13 protein-coding genes are annotated in these 14,943 nt (G+C 61.8%); 6 read left to right on the top strand and 7 right to left on the bottom strand.

Features of this window, described 5'->3' with window-relative positions; all coding sequences use genetic code 11:
* Nucleotides 1–78 precede the first annotated feature (78 nt).
* Together I2I01_RS06035 and I2I01_RS06030 are read right to left on the bottom strand one after the other, a co-directional pair.
* Nucleotides 79–600, bottom strand: coding sequence for a lysophospholipid acyltransferase family protein (locus I2I01_RS06035; protein ID WP_196285498.1), 522 nt, complete (start codon nucleotides 598–600; stop codon nucleotides 79–81).
* A 67-nt stretch (nucleotides 601–667) separates the two neighbouring features.
* The gene (locus tag I2I01_RS06030; RefSeq protein WP_196285497.1) at nucleotides 668–1,324 is read right to left on the bottom strand and encodes a hypothetical protein; all 657 of its coding nucleotides are present in this window, start codon (nucleotides 1,322–1,324) and stop codon (nucleotides 668–670) included.
* Nucleotides 1,325–1,449: 125 nt separating this feature from the next.
* Between I2I01_RS06030 and I2I01_RS06025 the strand changes: the two genes are divergently transcribed.
* From I2I01_RS06025 to I2I01_RS06010, 4 genes are all read left to right on the top strand, one after another.
* Nucleotides 1,450–1,998, top strand: coding sequence for an RNA polymerase sigma factor (locus I2I01_RS06025; protein WP_196285496.1), 549 nt, complete (start codon nucleotides 1,450–1,452; stop codon nucleotides 1,996–1,998).
* A gap of 65 nt (nucleotides 1,999–2,063) precedes the next feature.
* Entirely contained in the window at nucleotides 2,064–2,522 is a 459-nt protein-coding gene (locus tag I2I01_RS06020) for a hypothetical protein (RefSeq protein ID WP_196285495.1), read from the top strand.
* 13 nt (nucleotides 2,523–2,535) lie between these two features.
* Nucleotides 2,536–3,039: a hypothetical protein gene (locus tag I2I01_RS06015; protein WP_196285494.1), complete on the top strand. Its 504-nt coding sequence runs from the start codon at nucleotides 2,536–2,538 to the stop codon at nucleotides 3,037–3,039.
* Nucleotides 3,040–3,269: 230 nt separating this feature from the next.
* The gene (locus I2I01_RS06010; protein ID WP_196285590.1) at nucleotides 3,270–4,466 is read left to right on the top strand and encodes an aspartate aminotransferase family protein; all 1,197 of its coding nucleotides are present in this window, start codon (nucleotides 3,270–3,272) and stop codon (nucleotides 4,464–4,466) included.
* Between the two features lie 108 nt (nucleotides 4,467–4,574).
* Here I2I01_RS06010 and I2I01_RS06005 read toward each other — a convergent pair whose 3' ends face one another.
* Entirely contained in the window at nucleotides 4,575–5,033 is a 459-nt protein-coding gene (locus I2I01_RS06005; protein ID WP_196285493.1) for a tellurite resistance TerB family protein, read from the bottom strand.
* Nucleotides 5,034–5,267: 234 nt separating this feature from the next.
* On the opposite strand from I2I01_RS06005, the gene pfkA reads away from it, so the two are divergent.
* Entirely contained in the window at nucleotides 5,268–6,239 is a 972-nt protein-coding gene (gene pfkA, locus I2I01_RS06000) for a 6-phosphofructokinase (RefSeq protein ID WP_196285492.1), read from the top strand.
* A gap of 191 nt (nucleotides 6,240–6,430) precedes the next feature.
* Here pfkA and miaA read toward each other — a convergent pair whose 3' ends face one another.
* The 4 genes from miaA to I2I01_RS05980 form a co-directional block, all read right to left on the bottom strand.
* Nucleotides 6,431–7,354, bottom strand: coding sequence for a tRNA (adenosine(37)-N6)-dimethylallyltransferase MiaA (gene miaA, locus I2I01_RS05995; RefSeq protein WP_196285491.1), 924 nt, complete (start codon nucleotides 7,352–7,354; stop codon nucleotides 6,431–6,433).
* A 210-nt stretch (nucleotides 7,355–7,564) separates the two neighbouring features.
* The gene (locus I2I01_RS05990) at nucleotides 7,565–9,238 is read right to left on the bottom strand and encodes an amidase (protein WP_211537834.1); all 1,674 of its coding nucleotides are present in this window, start codon (nucleotides 9,236–9,238) and stop codon (nucleotides 7,565–7,567) included.
* Nucleotides 9,239–9,466: 228 nt separating this feature from the next.
* Nucleotides 9,467–9,877 (bottom strand): hypothetical protein, encoded by a 411-nt coding sequence (locus tag I2I01_RS05985; protein WP_196285490.1) that lies wholly within the window; start codon nucleotides 9,875–9,877, stop codon nucleotides 9,467–9,469.
* An 88-nt stretch (nucleotides 9,878–9,965) separates the two neighbouring features.
* On the bottom strand, nucleotides 9,966–11,105 hold the full coding sequence (locus I2I01_RS05980; RefSeq protein WP_196285489.1) for a glycosyltransferase: 1,140 nt from the start codon (nucleotides 11,103–11,105) through the stop codon (nucleotides 9,966–9,968).
* Nucleotides 11,106–11,233: 128 nt separating this feature from the next.
* Between I2I01_RS05980 and I2I01_RS05975 the strand changes: the two genes are divergently transcribed.
* Nucleotides 11,234–14,920 (top strand): PAS domain S-box protein, encoded by a 3,687-nt coding sequence (locus I2I01_RS05975; protein WP_196285488.1) that lies wholly within the window; start codon nucleotides 11,234–11,236, stop codon nucleotides 14,918–14,920.
* Nucleotides 14,921–14,943: the final 23 nt, after the last annotated feature.

Below are 14,943 nucleotides of genomic sequence, written 5' to 3'. Positions count from 1 at the left end.
TTCAGTTGCGGGGCCTTGCCGTTGTTGGAAAACGTTGAATTTGCTTTTAATGCAAAAGCTACCAGCAGCGGGCCTTACTTATTTGTTCAAAAGGAAGGTCTCCAACGCCGTTTCTTCTCCATTACCCCAATCATATTGCACGAACCCAATTGAATGAAAGCCTAGTCGCACAACGGCATTAGCCCGTTCGGGAATGACAAAACAGAGGGCAAACTTTATCGATGAATTGTCCGCAATGAAATTGCGAATGGCATGGTCCAACTGGAGCATTACCCGGCCACCCCGAGCTTTGGGATGCACAGCAGTTCTGCCGCAATAAGCGAAGGGCACATTCTGAGGCAAATCCAGATGTGCAACATCCTCCTCAAGAGCGGCTAAATCAGTTAAAACGGCTGCTCTTACAGCGCCTATGATATTGTTTTGCTCATCTTCCACAATCCAGTGGTAGGTGGAGTCAAGCGGGTCTAACTCGTCGAAATAGCCATGCGGGTATTTCTCCCTGTTGATAAACTTTGCGTAAGGTGATTCTTCATAAGCGGCAACTCGCAAATCATAGATTTCCTGCAACCTGCTTTTTTCAGTCAAAAGTTTGGCTTCCATGATGTCTTGTTGAAGAAATTAATACTTAAAATTCTTTAGCGTAAAGCGCTGCTAACTATGCAGCGCCTTATAAACCGGTTTGCAATGGCTCAGGAATTATTGCCTCTTCAATTCGCAATTGCTTAGCTGCTTTTATGCCGCGAAATACTGCCACGCAAAAGAAGAAGCGCATCATCAAAAAGCCAATACCCGGCGTGTGGCTGGCGAGCATAGCGTTTTTGAAGCTCACCACCCCGTCTAACACAAGCAGCACCAGGGCCGTGGTGAGCGCGGGGGCGGAGCGTTTGGCGTAGCCCAGCCAGCCCAGTCCCAGAAAGATGGCTCCCTCAATGATGGAGCCCCAGCCGACGCCATTCTGCTGCAGAACCTCGACCCGCCCGAACTCCGCCAGCGCGCCCAGCCCCATGCTGAGGGCGCCCACAAAAAGCAGGGTGTACCACGCTTGCTTGAGGCTTTCGACTGGGTGGGTGCCGCTGCCGGGCACGGGCTGGCCATCAAGTAGCAGTTCGAGTTGCTGCGGCCACCGGTCTTCGCGGAGTTGGGCCGAGAACATGCGGCCGTCGGGGAGGGGGTATTGGCGGCCTTGGGCAATTTTGGTGTCGGGGTTGGTGGCGGTAAGCTCCTGACCGGCGTAGCGAACGGTGAAATTGCGGTATAAAAACCCCCACTCAACGGTGAGGGCATCGGTGCGGGCAGGGTCGAGGTAGTACGTTTTGGATGGCATTTAATGAATTGAACGAGTGAATGGTGGGGCCAAAAAAGCCATTAAAGATGAAGAATATTTCGGCCGTGTTTAAACATTGCCGACCTTAAAGCCTCCAAAGGGTCATTTTTGCCAGCATCGCGCGTTTGGAAGACCACGAAATCCTCCTCAAGTTTCAAGACCCGGCTTCGCGCAATCTGGCGTTCAATCAGCTCGTGCGCAAGTACCAGAGCAAGGTGTACTGGCACGTGCGCAAGATGGTGGTGGACCACGACGACGCCGACGACCTCACCCAGGACGTGTTTGTGAAGGTGTGGAAGCACCTCGAAAACTTCCGGCAAGACGCCCAGTTGTTTACCTGGATTTACCGCATTGCCACCAACGAGTGCCTCAATTTCCTGAGCAGCAAGCGGCGCAAGTTTCTGCTGCCACTTAATGACGTGGGCGCCGAGCTGGCCGCCAAAATTGAAGCCGACCCCGCCGTGGCCGGCGACGAAGTGGAGCTGAAGCTACAAAAGGCCATCCTGCGCCTGCCCGACAAGCAGCGCCTCGTCTTCAACCTGCGTTACTACGACGAAATGCCCTACGAGCAAATGGCCGAAATAACGGGCACCAGCGTGGGCGCCCTGAAGGCCAGCTACCACCACGCCGTGAAAAAAGTGGAAGAATACGTGACCCGTACTACCGACGATTAATCAGCCAAAAGACAAATTTTTACTTGCGGAGTTAAACGCCGCCCCCTGTTCTTCATCCAATAGCCATGAAAACTTCATTTAAGCTCGACGCGCACCCCCGGCGGCCCCACCCGCTGAGCGAGCCGCCGGCGGGCTACTTCGATAAGCTACCTACGCAGATAATGGCCCGCCTGCCCCAGGCCGAAGCCCGCACCGCCGCGTCCGGCTGGCTGGCCTGGCTCACACCCGCATTGCGTACCAGCCTGGCCTCGGTGGCCGTGCTGAGCGGCTTTGCGGCTTCGTTCTACCTGAGCGGCACACCGCGGTTGGTACCCTCCACCGCTTCTACCGCCGCGCTCGATGCCGTGCCGCGCACCGAACTGGTAGGCTACCTGCTCACCAGCGGCGCCCGCGTCGAAAATTCTGACCTCGCCGTGCTTACCGCTGCCCACCCCAACATCGCCAAGGGCTTCATCCAGGCGTCGGACGAGGAACTGACCAACGCCCTGGACGCGCAGCCGTCCGAAGACCTGACTTATTTGTAATCTCCTTTTGAATATGCCTTCTATCAAATCTGTTTTTCGATTATCGAGCTTGGCAGCCTTGCTGCTCGCGGCCGCGCCGGCCGTGCACGCGCAGGGCGGTTTTGGCGGCCCGGGCCTGGGCGGCCGCGGAGGCCAGCGCCTCGGCCAGCTCGAAAACGCCAAGATTGCCTTCATCACCAACCGCGTTTCGCTCACCCAGGACCAGGCCCAGAAGTTCTGGCCGCTCTACAATGAATTTTCGGCCAAGCGCCGCGAAATCAACCGCAGCGGCCGCCTGCTGCGCCGCGACGTGACCGAGGGCATGACCGACCAGCAAATCCGCGACAACCTCACCCAATCCTTCGCCATGCGCCAGCAGGAGCTGAACCTGGAAAAGGAGTACTTCGACAAGTTCCAGAAGGTGATTTCCATGCGCCAGGTGGCTCAGCTGTTTCAGGCCGAGCGTGATTTTACCAAAGAAGTCATCAAGCGCGTGGCCGGGGCGGGTGGCGCCACGCCAGCGCCGGGCACCGACTGAGTTCGTTTCTTTCTGAGCTATGTCCCGAGGCCGCTGCCCCCGCAGCGGCCTCGTTATTTTTGCGGGATAATCGAAATGAATTGTTGTTGGTTTTGGGAATTGTCTGTCATTCCGAGCGCAGCGAAGGGCGCATTTCGAAACCCTCTAACGGGAGAAGGTCCTTCGCTGCGCTCAGGATGACAGACGGTTTAAATCCGACCAATCCGCTTAAATCCTATAAATCCGTGGTTCTGACGCCTCGCCAATTATTCCTGCGCCACCAGGCCCAAACCTCCGATTTTCCGCTGCTGCTGGAAATTGAGCGGGCCGAGGGCATCTACATGTACGGTCCCGACGGCCGCCGCTACCTCGACCTGATTTCGGGCATCGGCGTGAGCAATGTGGGCCACCGCCACCCGCACGTGCTGGCCGGCATCCAGGCCCAGCTCGACAAGTACCTGCACCTGATGGTGTACGGTGAACTGGTGCAGGCCGTGCCCGCCCAGCTGGCCGAGGCCATCCACCGCACCCTGCCCGCGCAGCTCGATTCGGTGTATTTCACCAACTCCGGTGCCGAAGCCATCGAAGGCGCCCTGAAGCTGGCCAAGCGCCACACCGGCCGCACCGAGCTCATTTCCTGCCTCAACGCCTACCACGGCTCCACCCACGGCGCCCTGTCCATCACCGGCTCCGAGGGCTTTAAAAACAGCTTCCGCCCGCTGCTGCCCGACGTGCGCCACATCCGCCACAACGAGCTGACTGATTTGGAATTGATAACGGAGCACACGGCCGCTGTCATCATCGAAACCGTGCAGGGCGAGGCCGGCGTGCGCGTGCCCAGTCCCGAATACCTGCCGGCCCTGCGCGCCCGCTGCACCGAAGTGGGTGCTCTGCTCATTCTCGACGAGATTCAGTGCGGCTATGGGCGCACGGGCAGCATGTGGGCCTTCGAGCAGTTCGGCATCGAGCCCGACATTCTGGTGTGTGCCAAGGGCATGGGCGGCGGCATGCCCATCGGCGCGTTTATATCGAGCACCGAAATTATGTCGGGCTTCAAAACCAACCCCATCCTGGGGCACTGCACCACCTTTGGCGGGCACCCGGTGAGCTGCGCGGCGGCGCTGGCTACGCTGCAAGTCATTCAGCAGGAGCGGCTGGCGGAGGGCGTGGCCGAAAAGGCGGCGCGGTTTCGGGCGCAGCTGCGGCACCCGGCCATTCGGGCCGTGCGCGGGGCCGGGTTGCTGATGGCCGTGGAATTTGAGTCGTTTGAAGTGCTCAAGCCCATTATCGACCATGCCCTGGCCCACGAAGGGATTCTAACCGACTGGTTCCTGTTCTGCGACAATTCGCTGCGGTTGGCCCCGCCACTCATCATCAGCGATGAACAGATTGACGAAGCCTGCGCGGCCTTGCTGCGCGCTATTTCGCACGTTACCGGCGTGGCTTAGGCCCGCGCTTGCTAATGCAAGCCGGCCCGCCGCAAGCCTGAGCAAACAGGAGCGGCGGGCCGGGATTGGTCGAGTCGACTATCGGGTTAGTAAGGTTTTGCCATAGGCCTACAAGGTAACCGTAGGCCGGGGCAACTCGTTGTAGTTCAGGAAGGAATTGCTTTCCTCCTTGATGCGCTCCCGGGGGATACCGTCTTTCACGCCTTGCGAAATTTTGCGCACCAGCACGCCCACAATGGCTTTGCGGAAGCCCAGCTTCTCGGCCATCATGATGCAGAACTCCATCTCGGTCTCGTCCACCACGCCGTCGGCGAGCATCATGTCTACGAGGTCGAAAATCTGGTCGAAGCGCTCGGAGTCGTTGGTGGGGAGGTCGTTGCTGGTGCCTTTGGCACCCGAAACCAAGGCTTGCACCTCGGATTGGCTCAGGCCGTTCTTCTTGCCTACGGCCAGGATGAAGTTCATTTCCCGGGCGTCGATGTGGCCGTCCGCCTTGGCCAGGGCCGCCAGGTTCAGCAAATGGCCTTTAATTTTTTTGGCCTGCTCATTTTCGAAGAAACCGAACATAAAACGTGGGAATTGAAAGGTGGAAGATGATTTAGTGGCCTTACCGGCCAATTGTAGAGGTAAGGTACACGAAAAACCAACCGGTTTTTCACCTGAATACGCGAAATGTTGAAAAAAAGATAACGCGGCCGTTTTCAACATTCTTCAGCTTACCGCTGGGTGTTTGCAATCGTTTCGCCAACTTTGCGGGGTTTGGGCGCCGTTGGTGCGCCCGCTTGATTTAAGGTTCAGTAGATGAAAAGAATAGCAGTATTTACCAGCGGCGGCGATTCGCCGGGCATGAACGCCGCCATTCGGGCGGTGGTACGCACGGCCACGTATCACGGCATTGAGGTATACGGCATCATGCGCGGCTACAGCGGCATGATTAAAGGTGAATTTGTGCGGCTCGACTCCGCTTCGGTTTCCAACACGGTGCAGAAGGGCGGCACCATTCTCAAATCGGCCCGCAGCCTGAAATTCATGACCAAGGAAGGCCGCCAGCAGGCCTTCGACCAGCTGGTGAACCACGGCATTGAAGGCCTGGTGGCCATTGGCGGCAACGGCACTTTCACGGGGGCTACCATCTTCGAGGAGGAATTTGGCATTCCGACGGTGGGCGCGCCGGGCACCATCGACAACGACCTCTACGGCACCGACTACACCATTGGCTACGACACGGCCGTGAATACGGCGCTGGATTGCATCGACAAAATCCGGGACACGGCCGACTCGCACGACCGGTGCTTTTTCGTGGAAGTGATGGGCCGCGACTCGGGCTACATCGCCATTCCCTGCGCCATCGGGGGCGGGGCCGAAATCGTAATGATTCCCGAAACCCAGATGAGCACCGACGTGGTGGTGGAAACCCTGCAGGCCGGCTGGGAGCGTTCCAAAACCTCGTTTATCGTCATCGTGGCCGAAGGCGACGAGGAGGGAAATGCCACCCAGGTAGCAGCCCGCGTGAAAGAAGCCATTCCGCAGCTCGACACCCGCGTGACGGTTATCGGCCATATTCAGCGCGGCGGCTCACCCACCGCCGCCGACCGCCTGCTGGGCTCCCAAATCGGCATCGCCGCCGTGGAAGGCCTCATGAACGGCATGCGCAACGTAATGGCTGGCATCATCGACAAGAAGCTGGTTTATACACCTTTCATTGATACCATTAACAAGAAAAAGCTCATCAACCAGAGCTTCATGCGGATGGTGGAGATTCTAAGCGTGTAGTTGAAACGTCTGTCATTGCGAGGGCGCAGCCCGCGGCAATCCGTCCTCTCAACCGCGAGTAGCCTAATAATGTGACAAAGCCCCGGTACTGCGCAGCGCCGGGGCTTTTTGGTAAACGAGCGGGCCTGGTCCTAACAGGACGGATTGCTTCGTCGCCGCTTGATGCGCGGAATGCTCGCAATGACGGACAACTACCCTAAATCCACCCACTGATACGCCGCATCCCGCCGCAGCCAGGTAAGCTGGCGCTTGGCGTAGCGGCGGGTGTTGCGTTGGAGCAAGCGCACGGCTTCGGCCCAGTCGTACTCGCCGTCGAGGTAGCCGAATATTTCTTGGTAGCCCACGGTTTGTAGTGCATGATGGTGGCGGTAGGGCAGGACGGCACGCACTTCTTCGAGCAGGCCGGCGGCCAGCATGTGCTCTACGCGCAGGTTGATGCGCTGGTACAATTCTTCCCGCGGGCGGGTTAGCGCCACTTTCACGTTGCGGAAAAGCGGATTTTCGGGCGGCGGGCCCTCGCTATGAAAGCTGGAAAACGGGCGGCCGGTGCTGCGCGTGATTTCGAGGGCACGCACCACGCGCTGGGGGTTTTGCTGGTCGATGCGGGCGTGGGCCACGGGGTCGGTAGCGGCCAGCTCGGCTACGAGGTGGGGGAGGCCGTGGGCCGCCAGCTCCACGTGAAGCTGAGCGCGCACTTCGGGCGGCACGCTGGGCAGCTCGTCGAGCCCGTCCGTCACGGCCTGCACGTAGAGGCCCGAGCCGCCAGTGAGGATGACCAGCGGGTGCTTTTGGAACAGGTTTTCCAGTACAGCCAGCGCGTCGGCAGCAAAGCGGCCGGCACTGTAGTCCTCGCTGATGCTGTGGCTGTCAATGAAGTGGTGGGGGACGCCCAGCATTTCCTCAGGCGTGGGCTTGGCCGTGCCGATGCTCAGCTCGCGGAAGAACTGGCGCGAGTCGGCCGACACGATTTCGGTGCCGAACTCTTGGGCCAGTTGTACGCACAGGGCCGTTTTGCCCACGGCCGTGGGGCCGGCAATGGTGAGCAGCACGGGCCGCGGGTCGGCAGCGGTGGGGGCGAGCTGGGCGAGGATATTGGGGGGGAGGAGTTCTGGCATGGCTGAGCGGCTTCCTGTCATTGCGAGGCAGAGCCGAAGCAATCCGTCCTGTTCTCAGCGACCAGCCTATTGAAGTGACAAATTTAAAATCAAAAGCCCCGGCGTTGTGTGGCGCCGGGGCTTTAGCTTCGCTGACCTTTGGTTCTGGTAAAAGGGAGTGTCTGGTTTTGACAGGACGGATTGCCCCGGGCTGCGCCCTCGCAATGACGGTTATAAATTTGGGTGCTTCTCATCAAACCCCGTCGCATCCTGGTAAGCCTTCGCCAGAGCCAGCAGCTTGCCTTCCTCGTAGAGCTGGCCCACGAAGGTGATGGTGGTGGGTAGGCCAGCGGCGGTAAAGCCGTTGGGCAGAGCAATGGCCGGGTGCCCGGTTAGGTTGGTGGTGACGAGCGTGGCGCTGAAAGTGGGCGTGATGTAGCAGTCGATGCCCCGGAGCTTTTCGTCCATTTGCTCGATGAGCAGGCTGCGGGCGCGTTGGGCCTGAATGTATTCCACGGCCGGAATGAAGCGCGAGGAGCGGAAAGTGTTGGGCCAAGCGAAGCGGTTTTGCAGCACCATCTGCCCGTCGCGGCCCGAGCGGGTAAGGTCGTCGAAGGCCGCCGCGCCCTCGGCCGTGAGCACAAAGCGCAGGATATTGCCCGACAGCGCGGGCATTTCCAGCGGCACCAGCTCCACGCCCAGCTGGCGTAACACGTCGAGCACTGCCTGGTCGTTGGCCTTGGTAGGGTAGTCCTGGTCGAATGCCTTTTTGATGTAGCCCACACGCAGCTTTTTCAGGCTGGTGCCGAAGGCGTAGGCGAAGCGGTTGGGGGCCAGCATCGTGGCAGGGTCGCGGGCGTCGGGGCCGGCGGCGGTGAGGGCGGCCAGCACCAGGGCGCAGTCTTCGGCCGAGCGGGCCAGGGGGCCGGCTTTGTCCATGGTCCAGCTCAGGGCCATGGCGCCGGCGCGGCTCACGCGGCCGTAGGTGGGACGCAGGCCCGTGACGCCGCAGGCCGTGCTCGGGCTGAGAATGGAGCCCAGCGTTTCGGTACCGATGGCAAATGGCAGCAGCCCGGCAGCAACCGCCGAGGCCGAGCCGGCCGATGAGCCGCTCGAGCCCTTGGTCACGTCCCAGGGCGTGCGGGTTTTTTCGCCAAACCACACGTCGCCCTGCGCCAGTTCGCCCAGCGTGAGCTTGGCGCAGAGCACAGCGCCGGCCTCGCGAAGGCGCTGCACCACGGCGGCGTCTTCATCCAGTACCTGCTCCTTGTAGGGCACCGCGCCCCAAGTGGTTTTGTAGCCCTTGGCACTGAACAAGTCCTTCACCCCAAACGGGATGCCGTGCAGCGGCCCGCGGTACTTCCCGGCCCGGATTTCGGCGTCGGCCTGCCGGGCTTGCTGGTAAGCCAAGTCCTCAGTGAGGGTGATGACACAGTGCAGTTTGGGGTCGTACTTCTTGAGCCGGGCCAGGAAAAAAGTCGTCAGCTCTTCCGACGAAACCTGCTTAGTGCGCAGTAGCTCGCCCAACTGCCGCACGGTGTAGAAGGCAAGGTCGTCGCGGTTGGCGGGCAGCTTCACCTTGCCCGCGTCGGGCAGGCGGCCGGCGCTGCCCCCGCCGCTGAGCTGCGCCTGCCGCAGCCGCAGCGGGCGCGGGTCGAACCCCACGGCCGGGGTCACGCTATTGGGCATTTCCAGCTTGCGCAGGGCCTCGTAGCTGTCGCGGTAGCCCGTCAGGTTGCGGCGCGTCGAGTCGAGCTGGGCATCGGTGAAGCTGAGGCCCATGAGCTGCTGGGCGGCGCGCAGCAGGGGCACCGTGATTTCGTCGGGGGCGCTGGGGCGGGCCACTAGGGCACCGGCCGCGAAGCAAGCAGTGCCGAGAAACAGGGCGGGAAGAAGTTTTTTCAAGTGGGTACAAGGAAAGCCTGACTGGATACCGAGGGCTAATGTCTTCTGAAGAGGGCTAACCGTATTGAATTGGATTGGCTAGCTTGGTGCAAACTCCAAAGCAGTTAAAAAAGGTGTTTGTGTCTGCTAGAGAAGCGGTTATTACCTGCCTCTCATATTTTACGCCTGCCACAAGGGTTATGAAGGAATCTGCCATTTCGATGCTTGGAATTCAAGGATATCCTGCGGTTAGCGCCGGTACATGAAGGTCGCATCCTCGGTGCCAGCATTTTCTTGCTTGTGCGTCTGATAAATCAATCGGTGGCGGCTTAACACGGTAATAGGGTGCAGCGTTTCGCCATTAAGGGTATCGCGGAAGCGGAGGGTGTCGGCGCGGTAGATATACATTGTGCCGGTGGGTTTCGCAAACCCATTGTGCCAGAGGTAGACCTTGCTGTTAGCCGTCAATTCCAGCCAGACGCTGCCCGGCGCGTTTTCATTATACTCGTCTGCCAGGAGTTGTCCGGCAGCGTCGTAGGTGACCCTACGCACCCCCAACTGTTCCCAACGACCTACCGGCGACGGCGTCGAAACTGAGGCCGATGGGGCGCACTGGGATAAAAATAATCCCAAGAACAAGCAGGCGGCACCCTTCTTCATGCCGTGAAGCTAAGCAAATGCAGAAGATGATAACAGGGGTTCTGCTTGAACGAGGATTACAATGCCGCCGTCTCAGTCAGTGCTGGCCTTAGCCATTCACCGGCACCACCCCGGCCCACAGCCGCCGCAGCTCCCGCTCCTCGTGCTGCCAGCTGAGCTGGGGGGCGGCGCGGCGGCAGTTGGCGGCCAGGTGCTGGTAGCGGGCGGGCTCATCGCGCAGCAGCCGGTTGAGGGCGCGGGCCAGGGTGGCAGGTTGCAAGTCCAAAACCAGCTCGGCCACGTCAAACTCGTCGTTGAGGGCGCGGTATTCGGGGAAGTCGATGAGTACCTGCGGGATGCCGGCGTGTACGTAGTCGAAGAACTTGTTGGCCAATGAGTAGTAGTAGCTCAGGCCCACGTTTTCGAGCAGCATGATGCCCACAGCGGCGTGGCGCGTCACCTCGCGCAAGGCCTCGGGCAGCACGAAGCCGCGAAACTCCACCTGGCCCGAGGCCAGCAGGCCCAGCCGCTCGGCTTGCGCCCGCAGCTCGGCCGAGAGGTCGCCCTCGCCGCAGATTACCAGCCGCCCCGCCACCTGTGGCATGGCGTCGAGCAGTTGCTCCAGGCCACGGCCCACGTTCAGCGCGCCCTGGTAGAGGATGTAGCCCCCGGACGGCGCTGCACTCGGCGTGGGCGGCAGCGTTTCCTCGTCGCGCAGGCGACTTACGTTGCGCACCACGCCGAAGGGCCGGCCGTAGCGTTGCTCAAACAGCCGGGCCAGGGCCGGCCCCACGGTGTAGGCCAACCGGGCGCGCGGCACGATGAAGCCTTCCACCCAGCGCCAGATGCGCTGCACGGCGGGCCGGGCCACTACCTCGGGCACTTCAGTGAATAGCTCGTGGGCGTCGTACACCAGGGGCTGGCCGCCCAGGCGGGCGCGCAGCCACATGGGCAAGGCCGTGTCGAGGTCACAGGCGCACCAGGCGGCGGCGCGCTGGCTGAGCAGGTAAAAAAACAGCCGCAGGTTGTACTCTACGTAAAACAGCTTGCCCTTCTGAAACCAACCGCGCAGGCGGTGCTGTTGGTAAGGCTGCGGGGTGAGTGGGGGCGAGGCGGGCCGCTGCCAGCCCACCAGCTGCACCCGGTAGCCGGCCGCCGCCAGGCTGCCGCAGATGCGCTGCATGCGCTGGTCGAAGCATAGGTCGGTGGTGACGGCGAAGAGCAGGCGCGGGGCGGAAATGGGCGGCAAAGGGCAATGCGGACGCGGCCAGGGCCGTTCCGGTTAGTCGTAATTTTATTTTGGCCAAATTTACGCCGCGGTCCGGCCCGGCGCAGGCTATATTAGCAGGAAATTCAACTCGCGGCACGCGTAATTGTATGGCTTCTTTTTCGGCTGCTTCTTCCACCCGCCCTGTGGCGCCGCCGCTGGCGGCGTTGCTCGACCAGTTGGGACAGGTGTATCTGCTGACTGACCGGCAGGGCGCCATCGTGGAAGTCAACGAAGCGTTTCTGGCTCTAACCGGTTACCCGCGCGACAAAGTGCTGGGCCAGTACTTCTACCAGATGCTGGCCCCCCAGCCCGAGCGCGAGGGGCGCAAACGCGAGTTCCGCGAGAGCATCGAAAACCAGGCCCTGGCGCCCTGCTACGAGCAAACCCTGCTTACGCGCGGCGGCCAGCTGCGCCCGCTGCGCTGGCAGGCCGGGTTCACGCACGACGCCGCCGGCCACGTCACGGGCATGTGGATGGCCGGCCACGAGCTGCCCAGTAAGAGCGCGCCCAGCCCGGCCCTGGCCGGCGACAGCACCCACCTGCAGGACTTCCTCGACAACGCCCAGGACTTGGTGCAGCACTTGAGTGCTGACAACGGCTTCCTGTTTGTGAACAAGGCCTGGAAGGAAAAGCTGGGCTACACCGACGCCGAGCTGGCCACGCGCACCCTGGCCGACGTGGTGCACCCCTACTACAAGGCCAAGCTGCTCTACCAGCTGCGCAACCTGTACGACGGCGAGCCGGTGAACAAGGTCGAAACCGTGTTTCTGACCAACCAGGGCAAGCCCGTGCACCTCATCGGGAGCATGAGCGTGGTGCGCGAGGAAGGCCAGCCGGTGAGCAGTCGCGCCATTCTGCACGACATCACCGACCGCATCAAGGCCGAGCGCCTGCAGAAAGTCTATTATAGCATTGCCAACCTGGCCATCTCGGCCAAGGACTTGCCCAGCCTCTACGGCGCTATTCACCGCGAGTTGAGCAAGATTATCGAAACCAGCAACCTGTTCATTGCCCTCTGCGACGACGCACGCACGCAACTGCAGTTTGCCTACCACGTCGACCAGCACCCCCAGCACCGGCCCAAGGGTGCGCTGCCGTTCAGCAACGGTGTGTCGGAATACATCATTGCCGGCGGGCAGCCCCGCTACCTCACCCACAACGACTTCCAGCAGCTGGTGCGCAGCGGCACCGTGGCTGCCCACGGCCTGGTGCCGGAGGTGATGCTGGCTTCGCCGCTGAGCATCGGCGACCGCATTATCGGTGTGCTGGCCGTGCAGGACTACACCCGCGCCGACGCCTACACCCCCGGCGACCTCGACGTGCTGCACTTCATTTCGAACCAGGTGGCCCTGGCCATCGAGCGCAAGCGCAACGAGGAGCAGATTGGCAAGCAAACGGCCCGCCTGAACGCCATTTTTGAGAGCGGCTCGCACGTGATGTGGACGGTGAACACCCGCGCCCAGCTCATGAACTTCAACCGCAACTACGCGGCCCTGTTCCTGCGGCGCAACGGCACCTACCCCGTGCGCGGCCTTAACTTGTGGGAGGCCGACCTCGCCAACATGCCCGAGGCCGAGCGCGACACCTTTGTGCACCATTACAACGCGGCGTCAAAGGGCCAGGCCCAGCGCTTTGAGATGCGCCTGCGCGACGCCCGCGGCTACGACGTGTGGACCGATATTCACCTGAACCCTATTTACCTGGGCGACGGCTCCTTTGATGAGATTTCGGCCATTGCCCACGACATCACCGAGCAGAAGCGGGCGCAGCTGGCTCTGGAGGAGCAGGAGGAGAAGTTCCGCAACATCTTCGAGTCGTTTCAGGACATTTACTACCGCACCAACGCCGAGGGGCTGCTCACCCTCGTCAGCCCTTCGGTGCGCGAGGTGCTGGGCTACGAGCCCGAGGAAGTCATTGGCCAGCCAGTTCGGGACTACTTCGTGGATGCCGAGGACCTGGACCGGGCCAATGCCGAAACCCTGCGCAGCGGCGGCCTGCGCAACTTCGAGACCCAGATGTGGCACCAGGACGGCTACCCCGTGAGCGTGCTGGTGAACGCCCGCATGGCCACCCCGCCCGAAGGCGAGGAAATTTCCGACGAGCCCGGCCTGTACGGCACCGAAGGCATTGCGCGCGACGTGACCGAAATCCGGCAGATGCAGGACGACCTGCGCCTGGCCAAAGACGAGGCCGAAGCCGCCCTGGAAGCCAAAACGCAGTTCCTGGCCAACATGAGCCACGAGCTGCGCACGCCCATGAACGGCATCATCGGCATGATTGACCTGCTCGACCAGACGGTGGAAACCGACGAGCAACTCGACTACGTGGATACCCTGCGCAAGAGCTCCGACGCCCTGCTCACCATCCTGAACGACATCCTGGACTTGTCGAAAATCCAGGCCGGCAAACTCCAGATTCACGAAGCGCCCATCGAGCTACAGGCCGTGATGGAGCGCATCCGGGCCCTGTTCATCTACCGGGCCGAGCAGAAGCACATCCGCTTCACCTATCACATCACGCCCCACACGCCGCGCTTTGTGGTGACGGACGAGGTGCGCCTCTTGCAGATTCTGAGCAACCTGGTGGCCAACGCCATCAAGTTTACCAACGAGGGCACGGTGGCCATTGTGGTGAGCAGCGTGAGTACCGACGGCGAGCACCACACCCTGCGCTTCGCGGTGCAGGACTCCGGTATCGGCATCTCGACCGACAACGCCAGCCTGCTCTTCACCAACTTCACCCAGCTCGACACCACGCCCAGCAAGGCCTACGGCGGCACGGGTCTGGGCCTGAGCATCAGCCGGCAACTGGCCGAGCTGCTGGGCGGCGAAATCGGCGTGCTGTCGGACGAAGGCGAAGGCTCGGTATTCTGGTTCACCATCAGTGCCCGCGAGGCGCCGACAAATGAGGTACCGGCCCCGGCGCCCGTGCGCGAGCCCATGGCGCAGCCCTTCGAGGCCGCCCCGCGCGTGCTGCTCGTCGACGACAACGCCATCAACCAGAAGGTGGGCCAGCGCCTGCTCACCAAGCTGGGCTGCGAGGTGCACGTGGCCGGCGGCGGCCCCGAAGCCATTGCCATGGTGACGACGCCGGGGGCCGAGTACAACATCATTTTCATGGACATCCAGATGCCGGACATGGACGGCGTGGCAGCCACGGCCGAAATCCGGCGCCTGCTGGGCGGCAACTGCCCGCCCGTGGTAGCCATGACGGCCTACTCCATGCAGGAAGACGCCGGCCGCTTCATGCGCCAGGGCCTCGACGACTACGTAGGCAAGCCGGTGAAAAGCCGCCACCTCTACGAAGTGCTGCACCGCTGGCTACGCCCGCGCAACCAACGCCCGCCCGAACCCGCCGCGGCGCCCGGTTCCGCTACCGCGGTTGCCCCCGAAGCGGCGCCTTTGCCCACGCCTGCACCGGAAGTGGCCAGCGAGCCCACGCTCGACGAAGCCATCTTGCGGCAGCTGGTGGAGCTGGGCGGCCCCGAGTTCACGTCCGACCTGTACCTGGAGTTTGAGCAGGAAGCCGGCGACTTGCTGCGCGACGCCGCCCCCACGGCCGCGGCAGGTCAGTTCCGCGACCTGCTGCCCATGCTGCATCAGCTGAAAGGCACCGCCGCCACGTTGGGCGGCGTGGCCCTGGCCGCCCAGGCCCGGCACTTGGAGCACCAGCTCAAAGAAGGCCGCACCGACGACGCGGCCGCGGGCTTTCGACTTTTGGAGTATTACTTTGCACAGTTCATAGCCGAGTACCCCGGCGCCGTGGAGCGAGCTACGAGTACTTCGGCTGTGTAAACGGCCTGACCTTTCCTGTTTTC

This window comes from Hymenobacter properus (assembly GCF_015694735.1).
GTDB classification, from domain to species: Bacteria; Bacteroidota; Bacteroidia; order Cytophagales; family Hymenobacteraceae; genus Hymenobacter; species Hymenobacter properus.
Note: the sequence above shows the minus strand (reverse complement) of the source record. Positions and strands in the feature narration are given on the sequence as shown.

Bases quoted from the DNA above. Each gene is read 5' to 3' on its own strand.
- I2I01_RS06035 (WP_196285498.1), bottom strand. From the start codon at position 600: ATGGAAGCCAAACTTTTGACTGAAAAAAGCAGGTTGCAGGAAATCTAT.
- I2I01_RS06030 (WP_196285497.1), bottom strand. From the start codon at position 1,324: ATGCCATCCAAAACGTACTACCTCGACCCTGCCCGCACCGATGCCCTC.
- I2I01_RS06020 (WP_196285495.1), top strand. From the start codon at position 2,064: ATGAAAACTTCATTTAAGCTCGACGCGCACCCCCGGCGGCCCCACCCG.
- I2I01_RS06015 (WP_196285494.1), top strand. From the start codon at position 2,536: ATGCCTTCTATCAAATCTGTTTTTCGATTATCGAGCTTGGCAGCCTTG.
- I2I01_RS06005 (WP_196285493.1), bottom strand. From the start codon at position 5,033: ATGTTCGGTTTCTTCGAAAATGAGCAGGCCAAAAAAATTAAAGGCCAT.
- pfkA (WP_196285492.1), top strand. From the start codon at position 5,268: ATGAAAAGAATAGCAGTATTTACCAGCGGCGGCGATTCGCCGGGCATG.
- miaA (WP_196285491.1), bottom strand. From the start codon at position 7,354: ATGCCAGAACTCCTCCCCCCCAATATCCTCGCCCAGCTCGCCCCCACC.
- I2I01_RS05985 (WP_196285490.1), bottom strand. From the start codon at position 9,877: ATGAAGAAGGGTGCCGCCTGCTTGTTCTTGGGATTATTTTTATCCCAG.
- I2I01_RS05975 (WP_196285488.1), top strand. From the start codon at position 11,234: ATGGCTTCTTTTTCGGCTGCTTCTTCCACCCGCCCTGTGGCGCCGCCG.